The organism is Corynebacterium minutissimum (assembly GCF_000805675.1).
GTDB classification, from domain to species: Bacteria; Actinomycetota; Actinomycetes; order Mycobacteriales; family Mycobacteriaceae; genus Corynebacterium; species Corynebacterium minutissimum.
On sequence record NZ_JSEF01000011.1, the window covers coordinates 1 to 15,209 of the forward strand.

Annotated in this window: 11 protein-coding genes and 1 tRNA gene; 4 read left to right on the top strand and 8 right to left on the bottom strand. The window is 61.6% G+C overall.

The genetic code is table 11. The annotated features are described in order from the left end of the window. Nucleotides 1-194 precede the first annotated feature (194 nt). From NX84_RS06130 to NX84_RS06160, 7 genes are all read right to left on the bottom strand, one after another. Nucleotides 195-268 (bottom strand) — tRNA-Arg (locus NX84_RS06130). A 119-nt stretch (nucleotides 269-387) separates the two neighbouring features. Further along, nucleotides 388-2,013, bottom strand: coding sequence for an alpha/beta fold hydrolase (locus tag NX84_RS06135; RefSeq protein WP_039674941.1), 1,626 nt, complete (start codon nucleotides 2,011-2,013; stop codon nucleotides 388-390). 118 nt (nucleotides 2,014-2,131) lie between these two features. Next, nucleotides 2,132-3,727, bottom strand: a complete 1,596-nt coding sequence (locus NX84_RS06140; RefSeq protein WP_039674943.1) for an alpha/beta fold hydrolase — start codon at nucleotides 3,725-3,727, stop codon at nucleotides 2,132-2,134. Between the two features lie 115 nt (nucleotides 3,728-3,842). Next, a complete protein-coding gene (locus NX84_RS06145; protein ID WP_231913684.1) occupies nucleotides 3,843-4,484 on the bottom strand; it encodes a LutC/YkgG family protein in 642 nt (213 codons plus the stop codon). Next, nucleotides 4,481-5,986, bottom strand: coding sequence for a LutB/LldF family L-lactate oxidation iron-sulfur protein (locus NX84_RS06150; RefSeq protein ID WP_039674946.1), 1,506 nt, complete (start codon nucleotides 5,984-5,986; stop codon nucleotides 4,481-4,483). The genes NX84_RS06145 and NX84_RS06150 overlap by 4 nt, the downstream gene beginning before the upstream one ends. Further along, a complete protein-coding gene (locus NX84_RS06155) occupies nucleotides 5,986-6,771 on the bottom strand; it encodes a (Fe-S)-binding protein (protein WP_039674948.1) in 786 nt (261 codons plus the stop codon). The genes NX84_RS06150 and NX84_RS06155 overlap by 1 nt, the downstream gene beginning before the upstream one ends. A 317-nt stretch (nucleotides 6,772-7,088) precedes the next feature. After that, the gene (locus NX84_RS06160; protein ID WP_039674950.1) at nucleotides 7,089-8,741 is read right to left on the bottom strand and encodes an L-lactate permease; all 1,653 of its coding nucleotides are present in this window, start codon (nucleotides 8,739-8,741) and stop codon (nucleotides 7,089-7,091) included. Between the two features lie 254 nt (nucleotides 8,742-8,995). On the opposite strand from NX84_RS06160, the gene argS reads away from it, so the two are divergent. The 4 genes from argS to thrB all read left to right on the top strand — a co-directional run bounded on the left by argS (nucleotide 8,996) and on the right by thrB (nucleotide 14,437). Beyond that, entirely contained in the window at nucleotides 8,996-10,657 is a 1,662-nt protein-coding gene (gene argS / locus NX84_RS06165) for an arginine--tRNA ligase (RefSeq protein ID WP_039674952.1), read from the top strand. Between the two features lie 28 nt (nucleotides 10,658-10,685). Beyond that, entirely contained in the window at nucleotides 10,686-12,023 is a 1,338-nt protein-coding gene (lysA, locus tag NX84_RS06170) for a diaminopimelate decarboxylase (RefSeq protein ID WP_039674956.1), read from the top strand. A gap of 151 nt (nucleotides 12,024-12,174) precedes the next feature. Further along, nucleotides 12,175-13,497 carry a homoserine dehydrogenase gene (locus tag NX84_RS06175; protein WP_039674958.1) on the top strand — a complete coding sequence of 441 codons (1,323 nt, stop codon included), beginning with the start codon at nucleotides 12,175-12,177 and terminating at the stop codon, nucleotides 13,495-13,497. 16 nt (nucleotides 13,498-13,513) lie between these two features. Then, nucleotides 13,514-14,437, top strand: coding sequence for a homoserine kinase (gene thrB, locus NX84_RS06180; protein WP_039674960.1), 924 nt, complete (start codon nucleotides 13,514-13,516; stop codon nucleotides 14,435-14,437). Nucleotides 14,438-14,480: 43 nt separating this feature from the next. On the opposite strand, the gene NX84_RS06185 is transcribed toward thrB, so the two are convergent. Next, on the bottom strand, nucleotides 14,481-15,176 hold the full coding sequence (locus NX84_RS06185; protein ID WP_039674961.1) for a helix-turn-helix transcriptional regulator: 696 nt from the start codon (nucleotides 15,174-15,176) through the stop codon (nucleotides 14,481-14,483). Nucleotides 15,177-15,209 lie beyond the last annotated feature (33 nt).

Below are 15,209 nucleotides of genomic sequence, written 5' to 3' on the forward strand. Positions count from 1 at the left end.
CGTAACTTCTCATCACCTGACATCTACACAACCTCCTAGCTGTATAGATGCATTCACCACCTGAGCCCGCCACAGATTTCTGGCCCTTATCTACCGTGAACGTCCCTTAAGCCTAAGCCTGAATGTCGGGGCCGGCTCCGAAAACGAAAAGTCTCGAGACACCGACCGGAACGATGTCTCGAGACTTCACAGTGTGCCCCTGACAGGGATCGAACCTGCGACCTTCGGTACCGGAAACCGATGCTCTAATCCGCTGAGCTACAAGGGCATCGCTGGCGAAATGCCAACGATGCGATTCTAGCGCATAGGGGTGAGCGCCTAGAAATTGGCTCGCGCAGTGACTGGTCCTTCAGGGAGTGTGGCTGGTGGGGTGGTTCGGTGAGGTGATTACTGCTCGAAGAAGCCGGGGGCGTCGGTGGTGTTGATGTGGCCGGTGCGCAGGTACTCCATGACGATGTCATCGACGGCGCCATTGCCGGTGGCGAACTGGCCGTGGCCAGGGCCATGCACGGTGACGACCTGGGAGCGCATAGCATCTGACATGCCGCGGAAATCGCTATACGGCGTGAGTGGGTCGCCGGTGGATTGAAGTTGTACGGGCGGGGTGGTGAGGCGGGAGCCGTCGAGAAGCACAGGCTCAGTTATAGGCTCACGCCCGCCGCAGAACTGTCCAGAGCGGAATTGGTTGTTCTGCACCGTGAATGGATCCTTGGTGACGAAAGCGTCCCACAGAAACGCCGCGCCATAACCGAATTCGTGGGCCGAGTAGGTCTCATTGCAGAGAACGAGGTTCGTGGTAAAACCTTGTGCACGGGCGGCAGTGTCGGTGGGGAGGGAGTCCGTGGGCTGAGTATTACCGAGGTCAATGGCCTCTATCCCGGCGATGTGGCGGGCTGCCTTCTCCCAAGACGCGGGGTAAGGCAGGACTGATGCGGTGATGCGCAGGGTTGGGGAGTCCGACTGGCTGGCACCAAGGTTTCGGAGTTGGTCGAAGAGATTCTCCAGCTGTACGCGTAATGGGCCTGTTATTGTCATGACCTCGGCGCCGCGATGACCGGTAAAGGCTAGGGGATCCGGTAGGTCTTCGGTGCTAGCAGCAGGCGGATGTGCAGTGGGGCGCACACCGGATTCGGCCCTAACCTTGTCTGCCCAGTGTTCATATACCTGCAGGGGAGTTGTGCCCAGGTGATATGTGGCGTCGTTCGCTGCGATGTAGCCGAAGAAGTCAGCGAGAGCCCGTGTGGTGCCTCGTTGCTGGCTGGCGGCCTGACGGTTCAGCGACGCAGACGGGGTGTAGCCGGAATCAAGAACGACGCGGTCGGTGTGCTCCGGAAAGAACGTGGCGTAGGTGGAGGCCACCAAGGTGCCGTAGGAAACACCAGAGGCGATGATCGTCTCCGTACCCAAGGCGGCGCGGACCTGCTCCCAATCACGGGCGACGTTTGCCGTGGTCATGGAATCGGCATAGCCAGGGAAGGACTGTTCGCAGGCATCGCGGATCAGCTGGCCAAAGTGTGTGAACTGACCCGTACCCTCGGCGTCTTCGACAACGGAGCTGTCACAGTCAAGGGGCGTGGAAAAGCGTAAACCCCGGGGCTGTACACCCACCATGTCGTAGTGCGTAGTGAGTTCCTCGGGCCAGAGAAAACTGGAGATAGCCGCCAAGGCATCACCGCCGGGGCCACCAGGGTTGATGAAGATTGTGCCGCGGGACTGTGCGGTGGCAGGACGGCGCACGAATCCGACCTGGATGCTGCCGCGCTCGGGGGCATCGTAGAAAGTAGGCACGGTGATGTGACCGCACTCGGCGCCAGGTGCATCGACGTCCGCAGGGCATGGTACCCAATCGATGGTTGGGGTGCCTGCGGGCGCGGGGGTTGAGGAAGGGCCGACAGCGGTGTTTGGTGCGGCAGTGGCTGGTGTACTGATTACGAGTCCAACACAACCGAGTAGTGCGGCAGCGAGCGTGGCGGTCACCGCGCGAGCTGAGTCGAAAACGTGAGAAAGGCGCATAACAGAACTCCTTGCCGGTCTGGCTACAGTTCTAGTTTATGCGCCTTGAGCAGTGCTTTTCTCAGGTTTCCAGGTGGCGTGCGAAGTCATGTGCAACCTCACACGCCCGTTGCGTGCCCTACTGGTTCTGGGGCTGCTCGGCCCGGGGCTGGTCGAAGAAGCCCGGGGCATCGGCGGTGTTTACCTCGCCGGTGCGCAGGTAGTTCACCACAATGTTGTCAACGGCCTGGTTGCCTACGGCGAAGTGGCCGTGGCCGGGGCCATGGACGGTGACCACGCGGGACTGCATCGGATCCGACAGCCCACGGAAGTGAGCGTACGGGGTCTGCGGGTCACCGGTGGATTGGATCTGCAGTGGCTTGGTGGCGAGGTTGGCACCGTTCACGGCCACCGGCTTGGTGATGGGGGCGCGGCCGCCGCAGCCGGAGCCGGAGGAGTACAGCGAGTTGAACAAGGTGAACGGGTCCAGGGTGAAGTAGTTCGACCACAGGAAGGCCGGGATGGTGGTCGGATCCGACGGCGCAGTGTTCTCATTGCACATGATGATGTTCTGCATGCTCGTCGCATTCAGAATGGCCTGTTGAGCCTGCTTCGGGTCCTGCGGGCCTTCCTTGGCTGCTTCTTCAAAGTTGATGGGCTCAATGCCGGCAATGTGCTTAGCTAGGGTCTCCCATGCCTCTGGACGGGGCAGAAGCTCACGGGTGGTATTCAGCGTAGGGGAGGTTACCTGTAGTGCCTGCGGGTTGCGAGCCCTGCCTGCCAAGTGCTCTGCCTGCACGCGCAGCTGGCCAGTAGCGGTCATAATGTTCGCGCCTGGCTGGCCAGCGAACTCAAGGCCCGGTGGGAGGTCACCAATCTGTGCATCCGGCGGGAGGACGGTGGGGCGCACGCCGGCCTCGGCAGCGACAACCTGGGACCAGCGCTCATACGCCTTCAGCGGAGTTTTACCAGCGTGGTAGGTGGCGTCATTCTTCGCCATGTAGGTGAAGAAATCTTCCAGGGCGTTTTCGTAGCCCGCCTGCTGGGAGGCGAAGATTCCGTTCCAGGCCATGTTCGGATTCATGCCGGAATCGAGCACCATCTTGTCCGTATGCTGCGGGAACAAGGTGGCGTAGGTCGAGCCCAAGAAGGTGCCGTAGGACAGACCAGCGATGTTGATGCGCTCCTCGCCGAGTGCCTGGCGCACGACCTCCCAGTCACGGGCAGTGTTTTCTGTGGTGATGGAGTCGGTGTAACCAGGGGTGTTCTTCTCACAATCCTGGCGGGTGATGGCGCCAATCTGCGTCAGCGCAACGATTGGGTTATCACCCGGGTTGCTTGCCGTGCAGTTGACGGGCGCGGACTCGCGCAAGCCACGCGGCTGCACACCAATGATATCGAACTCCTGCTCAATCTCTTTCGGCCATGCGGCGTTGTTGACCCAGCCATAAGCGTCACCGTTCGGACCACCCGGGTTGGTGAACAGGCTGCCCTTGCGCGCACCCGTTGCCTTCAGGCGGATAAAACCAACCTCAATGGTGCCCTTGTCCGGGGCATCGTAGTAGGTCGGTACGGTCACATGACCGCATTCAGCACGCTCATGGTCAACCCCCTCTGGACACTCTCCCCACGTGATGGTGGGCTGGTCAGCGTGGGCAACGGTGGGAACGGCTACTAAGCCGGCAGCCAGAGCTACAGGGCCTAGAACCGAGCCCAGAACGCGAGAAAGGCGCATAGAACAAGGCTCCTAAAATGGTGAGTAGGTACTCGCCTTATCCTATGCGCCATGGGTGATGTAAGACAGCTAAGTCAGCATGGAGGAGGGGGAGTGGCTACCCCCGTTTACCTCACTACTTAACAATCACCACAATGAGATCACGCGGACCGTGGACACCCTCCACGCGGCTGAGCTCAATATCGGACGTCGCCGACGGGCCGGAAATCCACGTAGCCGGGCGCTCCGGGTTCATGCGGGAGACAACCTCCGGGATGCCGTACACGATCTGGTCGTCACGCACGATGCAGATGTGGCGGTCCGGAACCAAGGTCAGGGCACGGCGGCCACAGAGTTCGTTGGACTCCAGGACGATGGTGCCGGTCTGCGCCGAGGTGACGTGGGACTCGGTAAGCACCGCGTCAACGTCGTTCAGCTCGCGCGGATCCTTGGCATTGTCATCCGGGGCGGTAGTGCCCTCGAAACCATTGAGAAGGCCGGTATCGATACCAGGCGCGTAGGTAACGGTGGAGCAGCCACGGTCCTTCAGGATGTCCACAATCGTGGAATTGAGCCCGGCCTCGTCGGTGACGTGGACGTCAGCCTTGTAGTCCTCGAGGCGGTCGACGAGCATGTCGCGCAGTTCATCGTCGCTCAGCGTGCCCTCACGCTGGTACTCACGCGGAACCTCGATGTGGTCCGGCAATCCGGCCTGCTTCTGAGCAGAAGAGATGCGCTTCAGAATCTCTTCCTTGGCGGCGCTGTTCTTGATGGTCACTTGATGCCCTCCTTCTTGGCTTGGGCGAGGAGTTCTTGGGCTTCGTCAGAGTTGAACCACTGACGGAAGGACTTCTTAGGCGGAACGGCAGTATCGCGTACATCGGACCAACCGGACATGAACAGCGGCAGCTTGTCGATGACACCGTTGAAACCACCAAGGACGCGACCCAGAGCCACCATGTGGGTGACCTGGTTCCATATCTTCGGGTTGGTCCACAGAAGCTGCGGAACCTTGAAGATCTTCTCCTCGATCGGCGGGGTCGCGTTGGTGACCTTCTGGTGGCGGTTTTCCAGAATCACCTGGGAAAGCGGGATGCGTACCGGGCAGACCTCGTCGCAACGGCCACACAGCGAGCAGGCATAGGGCAAGCTTGCCGACGGATCGTTGTGGTCCTTCATGCCCGTCAACTGCGGCGTCAGGGAGATACCAATCGGGCCCGGGTAGACGGAGCCGTAGGCGTGGCCACCGGCGCGCTCGTAGACCGGGCAGACGTTGAGGCAGGCGGAGCAGCGGATGCACTTGAGCGCCTGGCTGCCCACCGGAGAAGACAGGGCAGCGGTGCGGCCATTGTCCAGGAGAACCAGGTGGAAGTTCTGCGGGCCGTCACCTTCGGTCACGCCGGACCACATCGAGGTGTACGGGTTCATGCGCTCAGCGGTGGAGGAGCGTGGCAGCAGCTGAAGGAATACCTCAAGATCCTGGAACGTCGGAACGAGTTTCTCAATACCCATGACGGTAATGAGGGTCTCCGGCAGGGTCAGACACATACGGCCGTTGCCTTCGGACTCCACGATGTTGATGGTACCGGTCTCAGCCACACCGAAGTTTGCGCCGGAGATGGCAACCTTGGCCTTCATGAACTGCTCGCGCAGGAACTGGCGGGATGCCTCAGCCAGCTCAGCAGGCTCGGCTTTGAGGGAGTCATCGGTATTCGGCATCTTGTTGACGAAGATGTCACGGATTTCCGCACGGTTGCGGTGAATAGCCGGGACCAGAATGTGGGACGGCTTGTCCTCACCCAGCTGAACAATGAGCTCCGCCAGGTCGGTTTCGCGGGCGTGGATGCCGGCTTCTTCGAGGTGCTCGTTGAGCGCGATTTCCTGGGTAGCCATGGACTTGACCTTGACCACGTCGGTCTCGCCGGTCTCCCTAATGAGCTCCTCGATGATCTCGTTGGCTTCCTTAGCATCACGTGCCCAGTGCACGATGCCGCCTCGCTTGGTCACTTGCTCCTCAAACTGGAGAAGGAGCTCGCTCATGCGGGCGCCGACGTCCTCCTTGAGGGCGGAACCAGCGTCACGCAACTGCTCCCAGTCCGGGGTCTCATCGACAGCGCCCTGGCGCTTGTTACGAATGGTGGTGGTGGCGTGGTGGAGGTTGCGGCGCTGGGTAGCGTTATTAAGACCGACGTGTGCCAGCGGCACAAAAGCCTTGGAACCGCGCAGGTTGCCGTAACCTTCGGGCGCGCGCGGCGGGGTGGTGTCGAGGAAGGAAGTCATTAGAGCATCTTCTCCTTAGAGTAGGCCGCGGACTCTGGGGTCCACGGGTGTTCCTTGGTGGAGGCGAGGATCTCAGCCAAGTGAATGGCGCGCACGCCAGCACGCTGACGGGACAGAGCACCACCGATGTTCATGAGACAGGAAGAGTCACCACCGGTGACGAACTCGGCTGCGGTTTCGCGGACGTGGCGAGTCTTATCACCAACCATGGCCGCGGAGACCTCTGCGTTCTTGAGGGCGAAGGTACCGCCGAAGCCGCAGCACTCTTCCTTGTTAGGAAGCTCCACCAAGTCGATTCCCTCGACTTCCTGCAGTAGCTGATAGGGGCGGTCACCAAGCTTGAGGAAGCGCAGGCCGTGGCAGGAAGGATGGTAGGTCACGCGGTGCGGGAAGAACGCGCCCACGTTGGTTACGCCGGCGACGTCCACGAGGAATTCCGGCAGGTCCAGGGTCTTTTCTGAGGTCTTCTTAGCGCCATCGACATCAGCGGCGGTGCCGAAGCGTTGAGCAATCATCGTGTGCTGCTCGCGCACTGCTCCTACGCAGGAGCCGGAGGCAGAAACCACGTAATCGATGGACGGATCAGCAAAGGCGTCCGCATAGGAGCGGATCATGCCCAGGGTTTCCTTCTGGTAACCGGTATTGATGTGCATCTGACCGCAGCAGGTCTGCTCTTCAGGGAAGACCACATCATAACCCAGACGGGACAAGACGAGGGCCGTGGCCTTGTGCGCATCGGGGAACAGAGAGTCACCGATACAGGTGGAAAACAATGCTATTCGCATTAGTGTTGCGCTCCTTATCTGCCCCACGCGTCCGCTGTCGTCTCCATGGAGAGAGTTTGTACATGGTAGACAGCGGTGCGCAGAACATGTGCCTACAGGTATAGGCAGAATTCTACCGTGGAAAATCGTTTTTCTCGACACGAAAAATTCCCACTACCTGGCACTTTAACGCAACATTAATGTTGTGAATTTCTTACGTGCGCAGATGCTGACACATCAGCCGCCGAGCAGTAAGGACTACTCAGCGGCTGGTGGAGCGGATGCGCCCGAATCCGGGGGCAGGCGTTCTAAGGAGTGCGCGGTGTGCTGACCATTTTCTACGGAACGAGGAAGCCCAGAACGTTGGTCATGAGGAAGACGATGATGCAGACGACGGCAAGGAAGGCTGCGGAGTAGCCCACGACGGCCTTGAAGATGCGGGACTCCTCGCCTTCCATCTTCACTGCGGTTGCGGCAATGGCCAGGGACTGCGGGGAAATCATCTTGCCCACAACACCACCGGAGGTGTTGGCTGCCAGCATGAGATCCGGGTTGACGCCAATACGGTCGGCGGCGGTGACCTGCAGGTTGGCAAAGAGCGCATTGGCGGAGGTATCGGAGCCTGTCACGGCGGTACCAATCCAACCCAGGACCGGGGAGAAGAGTGCGAAGATGCCACCGACGGATGCTACGAACTGACCAATGGAAATGGTCTGGCCCGAGTAGTTCATGGTGTACGCCAGCGCCAGAACCAAGATGATGGTCAGTGCGGAGAACTTCATGCGGTTGATAACTTCGCCGAACTTCGCCAGCGGCTCGGAGGCCTCCAGCGTGTAGCGGCCGTTCTCGTTAAAGGCCATGTAGATGATAGCCACGATGATGCCGGAGATGAGAAGCAAGGTGCCCGGGTTGCCCAAGACGTTGAACTTGAAGGCGGTGTCCATGGCGTTGCCGTCGGCGTCGATAATGGTGCCGTCGAGAAGCGGCCACGGGATGTTGAGCTGGATGAAACCGAAGATGGCTGGCCACGCAGTGGCTACGGCGAAGACGGCGGTGACAACCGCGTAGGGCAGCAAGGCCATCCAGATGCGGTGGCCGTTAAGATCGGACACCTCTTCCTGGGCGGGCAGCTCCATGCGCTCACGCAGGCTGTCGACGCCCTTGGGCTTCCATACACGCAGGAAGAGGAAGCCCGCGCCCAGGGAGACAATGCAGGCCACGACGTTGGTGAGCTGGTAGGCGAAGAACGTGGCGGCTGCCCACTGCGCGATGGCGAAGGACACACCAATAACTGCCGCGGCAGGGCCGGCCTCCTTGACGCCACGCATGCCGTCGAGGATGAAAAGGATGAAGAAGGGCACGACCGCAGCGATGAGCAGCACCTGCAGGGAGATCAGGCTGGCGATGTCCGCGGTCTGCTCGGCGGTACGGCCGCCGACGGAACCGGCGGTGGTGACCGGGATGCCCACAGCACCAAAGGCCACCGGGGCGGTGTTCGCAATCAACACGGTGGTGGCGGCCTTTAGGGGCTTCACACCCAGCGCCAGGATCATCGTGGCGGTAATAGCCACCGGTGCACCGAAGCCGGCGAGGGCCTCCAGCAGGCCACCGAAGCAGAAAGCAATGAGGATGGCCTGGATACGGATATCGCCATCGCCCAAGAGGTCGAAGGTCTTACGTAGGTCCTCGAAGCGGCCGGACGACACGGTTACTTCGTAGAACCAAATGGCGGTGATGATGACCCAAACGATGGGGAAGAGGCCGAAGAAGCCGCCGCGCAGTGCGGAGGACAGTGCCATATCGGCAGGCATGCCGATGCCGAAGATGGCGATGAGAAGCGCCACAAGGAGTGCGACTGCTCCCGAGGTGTGAGCGCGGGCTTTGAAGCCCAGCAGCATGATGAAGAACGCGATCAGCGGCAGGGTAGAGACCGCAGCGGTGGCTCCCACGCTGCCAGCGATGGCATCGGTGGTGATGTTGAAGGTTGACATAAAGCTCAATTCACAGTGTTTCCCGCTTTTCCTCCACGTACTGCGTGGTCACTGTGAAGTAGTGACCTGTACGGAGGAGGAGGTGCGAGGCGATGGAACGATACAGTTAGCGTGTTTAGCGTAGAACCTCACACCCTCATGTGCCGCATTATTCACCTGATGGGGGTGAGTGCGCTTGTTAACGTTTGAGCGTCCCGAGTACGCGAGCAGCCTGATCGTGCCTCCCAGCGGCAAGGACGATAGACTTTGGCCCTATGAATCCTGAAGATCTTTCCGCCCTGATCAAAGAGACCGCTGCGGCCGTCCTTACCGAGCATGAGCTGGACGCCTCCGTCCTGCCGGAGACCGTGACCGTCGAGCGCCCGCGTAACCCGGAGCACGGTGACTACGCCACGAACCTGGCCCTCCAGGTGGCCAAGAAGGCCGGTGCCCAGCCCCGCGAGCTGGCGCAGTGGTTGGCAGATGCCCTCGCCGGCAACGATGCCATCGATGAAGCCTCCATCGCAGGCCCGGGATTCCTCAACATTCGCCTTGCCGCCGCAGCGCAGGGCGCTATTGTGGCCCAGGTCCTCAACGGCGGTGCAGACTTCGGTAGCAACACCACCTACCAGGGCACGAAGATCAACCTGGAGTTCGTCTCCGCGAACCCGACTGGCCCGATCCACCTGGGTGGTACCCGCTGGGCCGCCGTGGGTGACTCGCTCGGCCGCGTGCTCGAAGCCTCCGGCGCGGAAGTTACCCGCGAGTACTACTTCAACGACCACGGCGGACAGATCGACCGCTTTGCGCGTTCGCTGGTGGCCGCCGCCAAGGGCGAACCCACCCCGGAGGACGGTTACGGCGGCGATTATATTAAGGAAATTGCGCAGGGCGTGCTCGAGCAGAACCCGGACGCCCTCGACGGTGGCGATGCCGAAGTGCAGGAAGCCTTCCGCTCGGCGGGCGTGGAGATGATGTTCGCCCAAATTAAGGAGTCCCTCCACGAGTTCGGCGTGGACTTCGACGTCTACTTCCACGAGAATTCCCTCTTCGAGTCCGGCGCGGTGGAAAAGTCCATCCAGAAGCTCAAGGACAACGGCAAGCTCTACGAGTCCGAGGGCGCATGGTGGCTGAAGTCCACCGAGTACGGCGATGACAAGGACCGCGTCGTTATTAAGTCCGATGGCAACGCTGCTTACATCGCCGGTGATATCGCCTACGTGGCCGATAAGTTCGACCGCGGACACGACCTGGCCATCTACATGCTGGGCGCGGACCATCACGGCTACATCGCTCGCTTACGTGCATCCGCCCAGGCTCTCGGGTACGACCCAGAGGCCGTCGAGGTCCTCATCGGCCAGATGGTTAACCTGGTCCGCGATGGCCAGGCGGTGAAGATGTCCAAGCGTGCGGGCACTGTCATTACCCTCGATGATCTTGTTGAAGCCATCGGCGTCGACGGTGCGCGCTACTCCCTGGTGCGCTCCTCCGTGGACTCCAGCCTGGACATCGACTTAGGCCTGTGGGCTTCCCAGTCGTCGGATAACCCGGTCTACTACGTGCAGTACGGCCACGCCCGCATTTGTTCCATCCTGCGTAAGGCAGCGGAACTGGGCTTCGACACCGCCGCGCTTGCCGACGCCCCCCTCGACCTCCTCACCCACGACAAGGAAGGCGATCTCATCCGCACTCTGGGCGAGTTCCCCGAGGTGGTGGCTACCGCAGCGACCCTGCGCGAGCCGCACCGCATCGCGCGCTACGCCGAGGAACTGGCAGCCGTCTTCCACCGCTTCTATGACCAGTGCCAGGTGCTGCCGAAGGCTGATGAAGCGACCGAGCCGATTCACTCCGCGCGCCTCGCCCTGGCCAACGCCACCCGCCAGGTCATGGCCAATGCCTTGACCATGGTGGGGGTTAGCGCACCGGAGAAGATGTAAGACGGAGAAGATGTAAGACAAGGTATCGATGACTGACTTCAATTCCCTTCCGGCCCACGTGTGGCCGCGTAACGCTGCTCGAGATTCGGATGGCGTGGTCTCGATTGGCGGCGTTTCTTTGACCGAGCTGGCTGAAGAATACGGCACTCCGCTCTACGTTTTCGATGAGCAAGACTTCCGCTCGCGCTGTAAGGATATGGCCCAAGCCTTCGGCGGCCCCGACCACGTGCACTACGCTTCCAAGGCCTTCATTACCAAGCGCATCGTGCGCTGGGTGGATGAGGAGGGGCTGTGCCTCGACGTGGCTTCCCTTAACGAAGCCAAGCTGGCGCTAGCCGCGAACTTCCCACCGGAGCGCATGACCGCGCACGGCAACAACAAGGAAGACGAATATTTGCAGCTGTGTGTGAGCGAGGGGATTGGGCATGTAGTGCTGGATAACGCGGAGGAGCTCTCGCGTCTCAACAGCATTGCCGCAGCCGCCGGACGCGTCCAGCCGGTCATGATCCGCGTCAAACCCGGTATCGACGCCCACACGCACGAATTCATCGCCACCGCCCACGAGGACCAGAAGTTCGGCATTTCCCTGTCCACCGGCGCCGCCTTTGAGGTTGCTCGCACGGTGTTGGAATCCGCCAATCTTAAGCTGGTGGGCCTGCACTGCCACGTCGGTTCCTCGGTGTTCAACGCCGATGGCTTCAAGCTGGCTGCTGAGCGCGTGCTGAGCCTGTACAAGCGCATTCACTCCGAGCTCGGCGTTGCCCTCGAAGAGCTGGACTTGGGCGGCGGCTTTGGCATTCCTTATATGGAATATGAGGAGGCCCTCGACGTCGCCACCCTGGCTAAAGACCTCCTCGACGCCGTGCAGCGCACCGCTACTGAACTCGGTATCAAGCCGCCGTTCGTGCTGGTGGAACCTGGCCGCTCTCTGGTGGGTGCCTCCGCGGTCACCGTCTACCGCGTGGGCACGGTCAAGGATGTGGAGACCGGCAAGGCGGATCTGCCGATGCGCCGCTACCTGTCCGTGGACGGCGGCATGTCGGACAATATCCGGCCGGCACTCTATGGCTCGGACTACGACGTGCGTGTGGTCAACCGTCGTACCCAGGGCGAGCCAGTGGACTCGCGTATCGTGGGCTTCCACTGTGAATCCGGTGACATTCTGGTCAATGAGCGCCGTTTCCCCTCGGATATCACCACCGGCGATCTCCTCGCCTTCGCCACCACCGGCGCCTATCAGTACATGATGGCCTCGCGCTATAACGGCGCTCTGCGCCCAGCGGTAGTCTCCGTGCGTGACGGCAAAGCTTCACTCATGCTGCGCCGGGAAACGGTGGAGGACTTGCTGGCGTTGGACGTCGATTAGCGCGGCGTTGGCACAGCTCACCGCATTTTATTCAGGATGACATGGCCGGTCGCGTGGAGTGCAGGCCATTCCGCGTAGAAATAGACAGCTCGTTCTGTATAGTGATGGGCTAGCACGTAACAACCATTCGCAATTTCAACAAAGGGACACCATGACGACGAACCGTAGCAAGAAGCCCGAAGGCGAGCCTGTAGGAATCGCACTGCTTGGCTTTGGCACCGTGGGCGCCGAGGTTTTCCGCCTCGTGCAAGAAAACGCTGATGCTTTTGCGCACCGTATCGGCGGCCCCGTGGAGATCCGCGGCGTGGCCGTGCACAACAAGAATAAATTGCGCCCGGGCGTGCCAGCGGAGTTGCTGACCGACGACGCCAAGGCGCTCGTCCTGCGCGATGATATCGACCTCGTCGTCGAGGTGATCGGCGGCATTGATTTCCCGCGCGAGCTCGTCCTCGCCGCCCTCAACGCCGGCAAGTCCGTGGTCACCGCCAACAAGGCTCTCGTGGCCGCGCACGCGGATGAGCTGGCGGAGGCTGCCGACCACGCAGACGTCGACCTTTACTTTGAGGCCGCCGTGGCCGCCGCCATCCCGGTGGTGGGCATGCTGCGCCGCTCTCTGGCCGGTGACAAGATCCAGCGCATCTCCGGAATCGTCAACGGCACCACCAACTTCATCCTGGACGCTATGGAGTCCACTGGTGCCTCCTATGAGGATGCACTGGCTGAGGCGACCCGCCTGGGCTACGCCGAGGCCGATCCCACCGCTGACGTGGAGGGCCACGACGCCGCCTCGAAGGCTGCCATCTTGGCATCCCTGGGCTTCTACACCCGCCTGACCTTCGACGATGTCTACTGCGAGGGTATTTCGAAGATCACCGCCGATGACATCACGGCCGCCAACCAGGCTGGCTACTCCATCAAGTTGCTGGCCATCTGCGAGCGCCTTGTGGATGAGGAGACCGGTGCGGAATCCGTCAACGCCCGTGTCCACCCGACGTTGGTTCCGAAGGATCACCCACTGGCTTCGGTCAGCCAGTCCTACAACGCTATCTTCGTTGAGGCAGAGGCCGCTGGCTCACTGATGTTCTACGGCAACGGCGCTGGCGGTAACCCGACCGCCTCTGCTGTGCTGGGTGATGTCATCGGCGCGGCACGCAACATCGTCCACGGCGGCCGTGCGCCGGGGGAGAATACCTACGCCAACCTGCCCATCGCTGAGTTCGGTGAGGTGGAGACCCGCTACCACGTGGACATGGAGGTGGATGACCGCACCGGCGTGCTGTCAGTCATCTCCGGTGTTTTTGCCCGCCATGGTGTTTCCCTGCGCACCGTGCGCCAGGAAGATGGCGAGGAGACCGCTCGCCTTATCGTGGTCACCCACGCGGCTAAGGAAGCGGTGCTGGAGGACATCGTCGCGGCCCTTGGCGAGCTCGATGAGGTCAAGGCCGTTCACTCCGTCATCCGCCTAGGCGTCTAAAGCTGAGGCTGTGACAATGAGCATCGATATCGAAGTTGGCACCAAAGTCACCGTCCAGGTCCCAGCCTCCTCGGCTAACCTGGGGCCGGGCTACGACACCCTCGGCATAGCGCTGAGCCTCTACGACACCGTGGAGGTAGAGGTCACTCGCTCCGGCTTGGAGGTGGAGATCTTTGGCGAGGGCGCAGATGATTTGCCCCGCGACGGCTCCCACCTGGTAGTCAAGGCCATCCGTTCAGCGCTTCAGGCTGCCGACGTCGAGGTCTCCGGCCTGCGCGTGGTGTGTACGAATAACATCCCGCAGTCCCGCGGCTTGGGCTCCTCGGCGTCTGCCGCGGTGGCTGGCGTGGCCGCAGGCAACGGCCTGGCCGGTTTCCCGCTTTCCGCGGAGCAGGTTGTCCAGCTCTCCTCGGCCTTCGAGGGACACCCGGATAACGCCGCGGCGTCCGTGCTGGGTAACGCCGTCGTCTCGTGGACCACGGTGCCTGTCGACGGCCGCTCGCTCCCGGAATACCGCGCCGCTACTCTCGACGTCCACGAATCCATCAAGGCCACGGCCCTGGTCCCAGATTTCCACGCCTCAACGCAGGCAGTGCGCCGCGTGCTTCCCTCGCACGTCACGCATGCCGACGCCGCCTTCAACGTCTCCCGCACCGCGGTCAACGTGGCAGCGCTGACCGCCTACCCAGAGCTGCTCTGGGAGGGCACCCGCGACCGCCTGCACCAGCCTTATCGCGCGGACGTGTTGCCTGTAACCGCGGAGTGGGTCAACCGCCTGCGCAACCGCGGCTACGCGGCCTACCTCTCAGGTGCGGGTCCTACCATCATGGTCCTCCACACGGAGCCCATTGAAGAGTCCATCTTGGATGAAGCCCGAGAGCAAGGCCTTCGTGTCCTCGAGCTGGAGGTCGCTGGACCGGTGAGTGTCGAGCGCGGTTAAAACCTTCGAGAGCGGTGCCGTATGGCACCGCGCTTTCTCGTAGCTAGCTCGCCGTCTTGACGTTGACCCGGCAGACCCCGTTGCCGGACTGCGGCATGAGTGTGAGGTGGAGGCGCCCGCCAGCCTCCACGGCTGCTTGCTCAAGGTAGCCATCGTGAATGGCGCAGACAAAGGGGGAGGGGCGGATACCCGCGGTGACAAACGGGCACGCGTGAAGCTCTAAGTCTGTCTCGCCCGTCTGGTTGAACCTATCGATGGATGTCACCGGATCAAAGCCCATATCGCGCATGGTGCGATACAGCGGAGCGAGAGCATCAGCCTTATTGACAGTCTTGTCGGCGGTGGCCTGTGCCCAGCGGCGACCAATCTCTCGTGCCTGCTCAGAAGCGAAGTCATCAAGCTGGTCCTTATCCGCCAGCATTTCTGCGAGGACGCTGATGAGGGACACATACTCCTCTGCCACGGAGCGATTATCAGGGATACGCACTTGGAAAATGAGGGAGGGGCGCCCGCGGCCTTGTGCTGGGGCGGTGATGACGCGGACGGCACCGGCATTCACTAGCTCGTCGAGGTGACCACGTGCGGTGTTGACGTGCATACCCATCGCGTCCGCGACGTCCGCTGCTTTCGCCCCTTGGGGATATTCCTGCAAGGCTTTGAGTACTTCTCGCTGCTTGGGGGAGAGATGAAGCGACTCGGGAAAAAGCTCCGTGGAGGAACGGGGAGTATGCGTAGACATCGGCAGATGGCTCCTTCAGACGGTTCTAGTGGG

Bases quoted from the DNA above. Each gene is read 5' to 3' on its own strand.
- NX84_RS06135 (WP_039674941.1), bottom strand. From the start codon at position 2,013: ATGCGCCTTTCTCACGTTTTCGACTCAGCTCGCGCGGTGACCGCCACG.
- NX84_RS06140 (WP_039674943.1), bottom strand. From the start codon at position 3,727: ATGCGCCTTTCTCGCGTTCTGGGCTCGGTTCTAGGCCCTGTAGCTCTG.
- NX84_RS06150 (WP_039674946.1), bottom strand. From the start codon at position 5,986: ATGACTTCCTTCCTCGACACCACCCCGCCGCGCGCGCCCGAAGGTTAC.
- NX84_RS06155 (WP_039674948.1), bottom strand. From the start codon at position 6,771: ATGCGAATAGCATTGTTTTCCACCTGTATCGGTGACTCTCTGTTCCCC.
- NX84_RS06160 (WP_039674950.1), bottom strand. From the start codon at position 8,741: ATGTCAACCTTCAACATCACCACCGATGCCATCGCTGGCAGCGTGGGA.
- argS (WP_039674952.1), top strand. From the start codon at position 8,996: ATGAATCCTGAAGATCTTTCCGCCCTGATCAAAGAGACCGCTGCGGCC.
- lysA (WP_039674956.1), top strand. From the start codon at position 10,686: ATGACTGACTTCAATTCCCTTCCGGCCCACGTGTGGCCGCGTAACGCT.
- NX84_RS06175 (WP_039674958.1), top strand. From the start codon at position 12,175: ATGACGACGAACCGTAGCAAGAAGCCCGAAGGCGAGCCTGTAGGAATC.
- thrB (WP_039674960.1), top strand. From the start codon at position 13,514: ATGAGCATCGATATCGAAGTTGGCACCAAAGTCACCGTCCAGGTCCCA.
- NX84_RS06185 (WP_039674961.1), bottom strand. From the start codon at position 15,176: ATGTCTACGCATACTCCCCGTTCCTCCACGGAGCTTTTTCCCGAGTCG.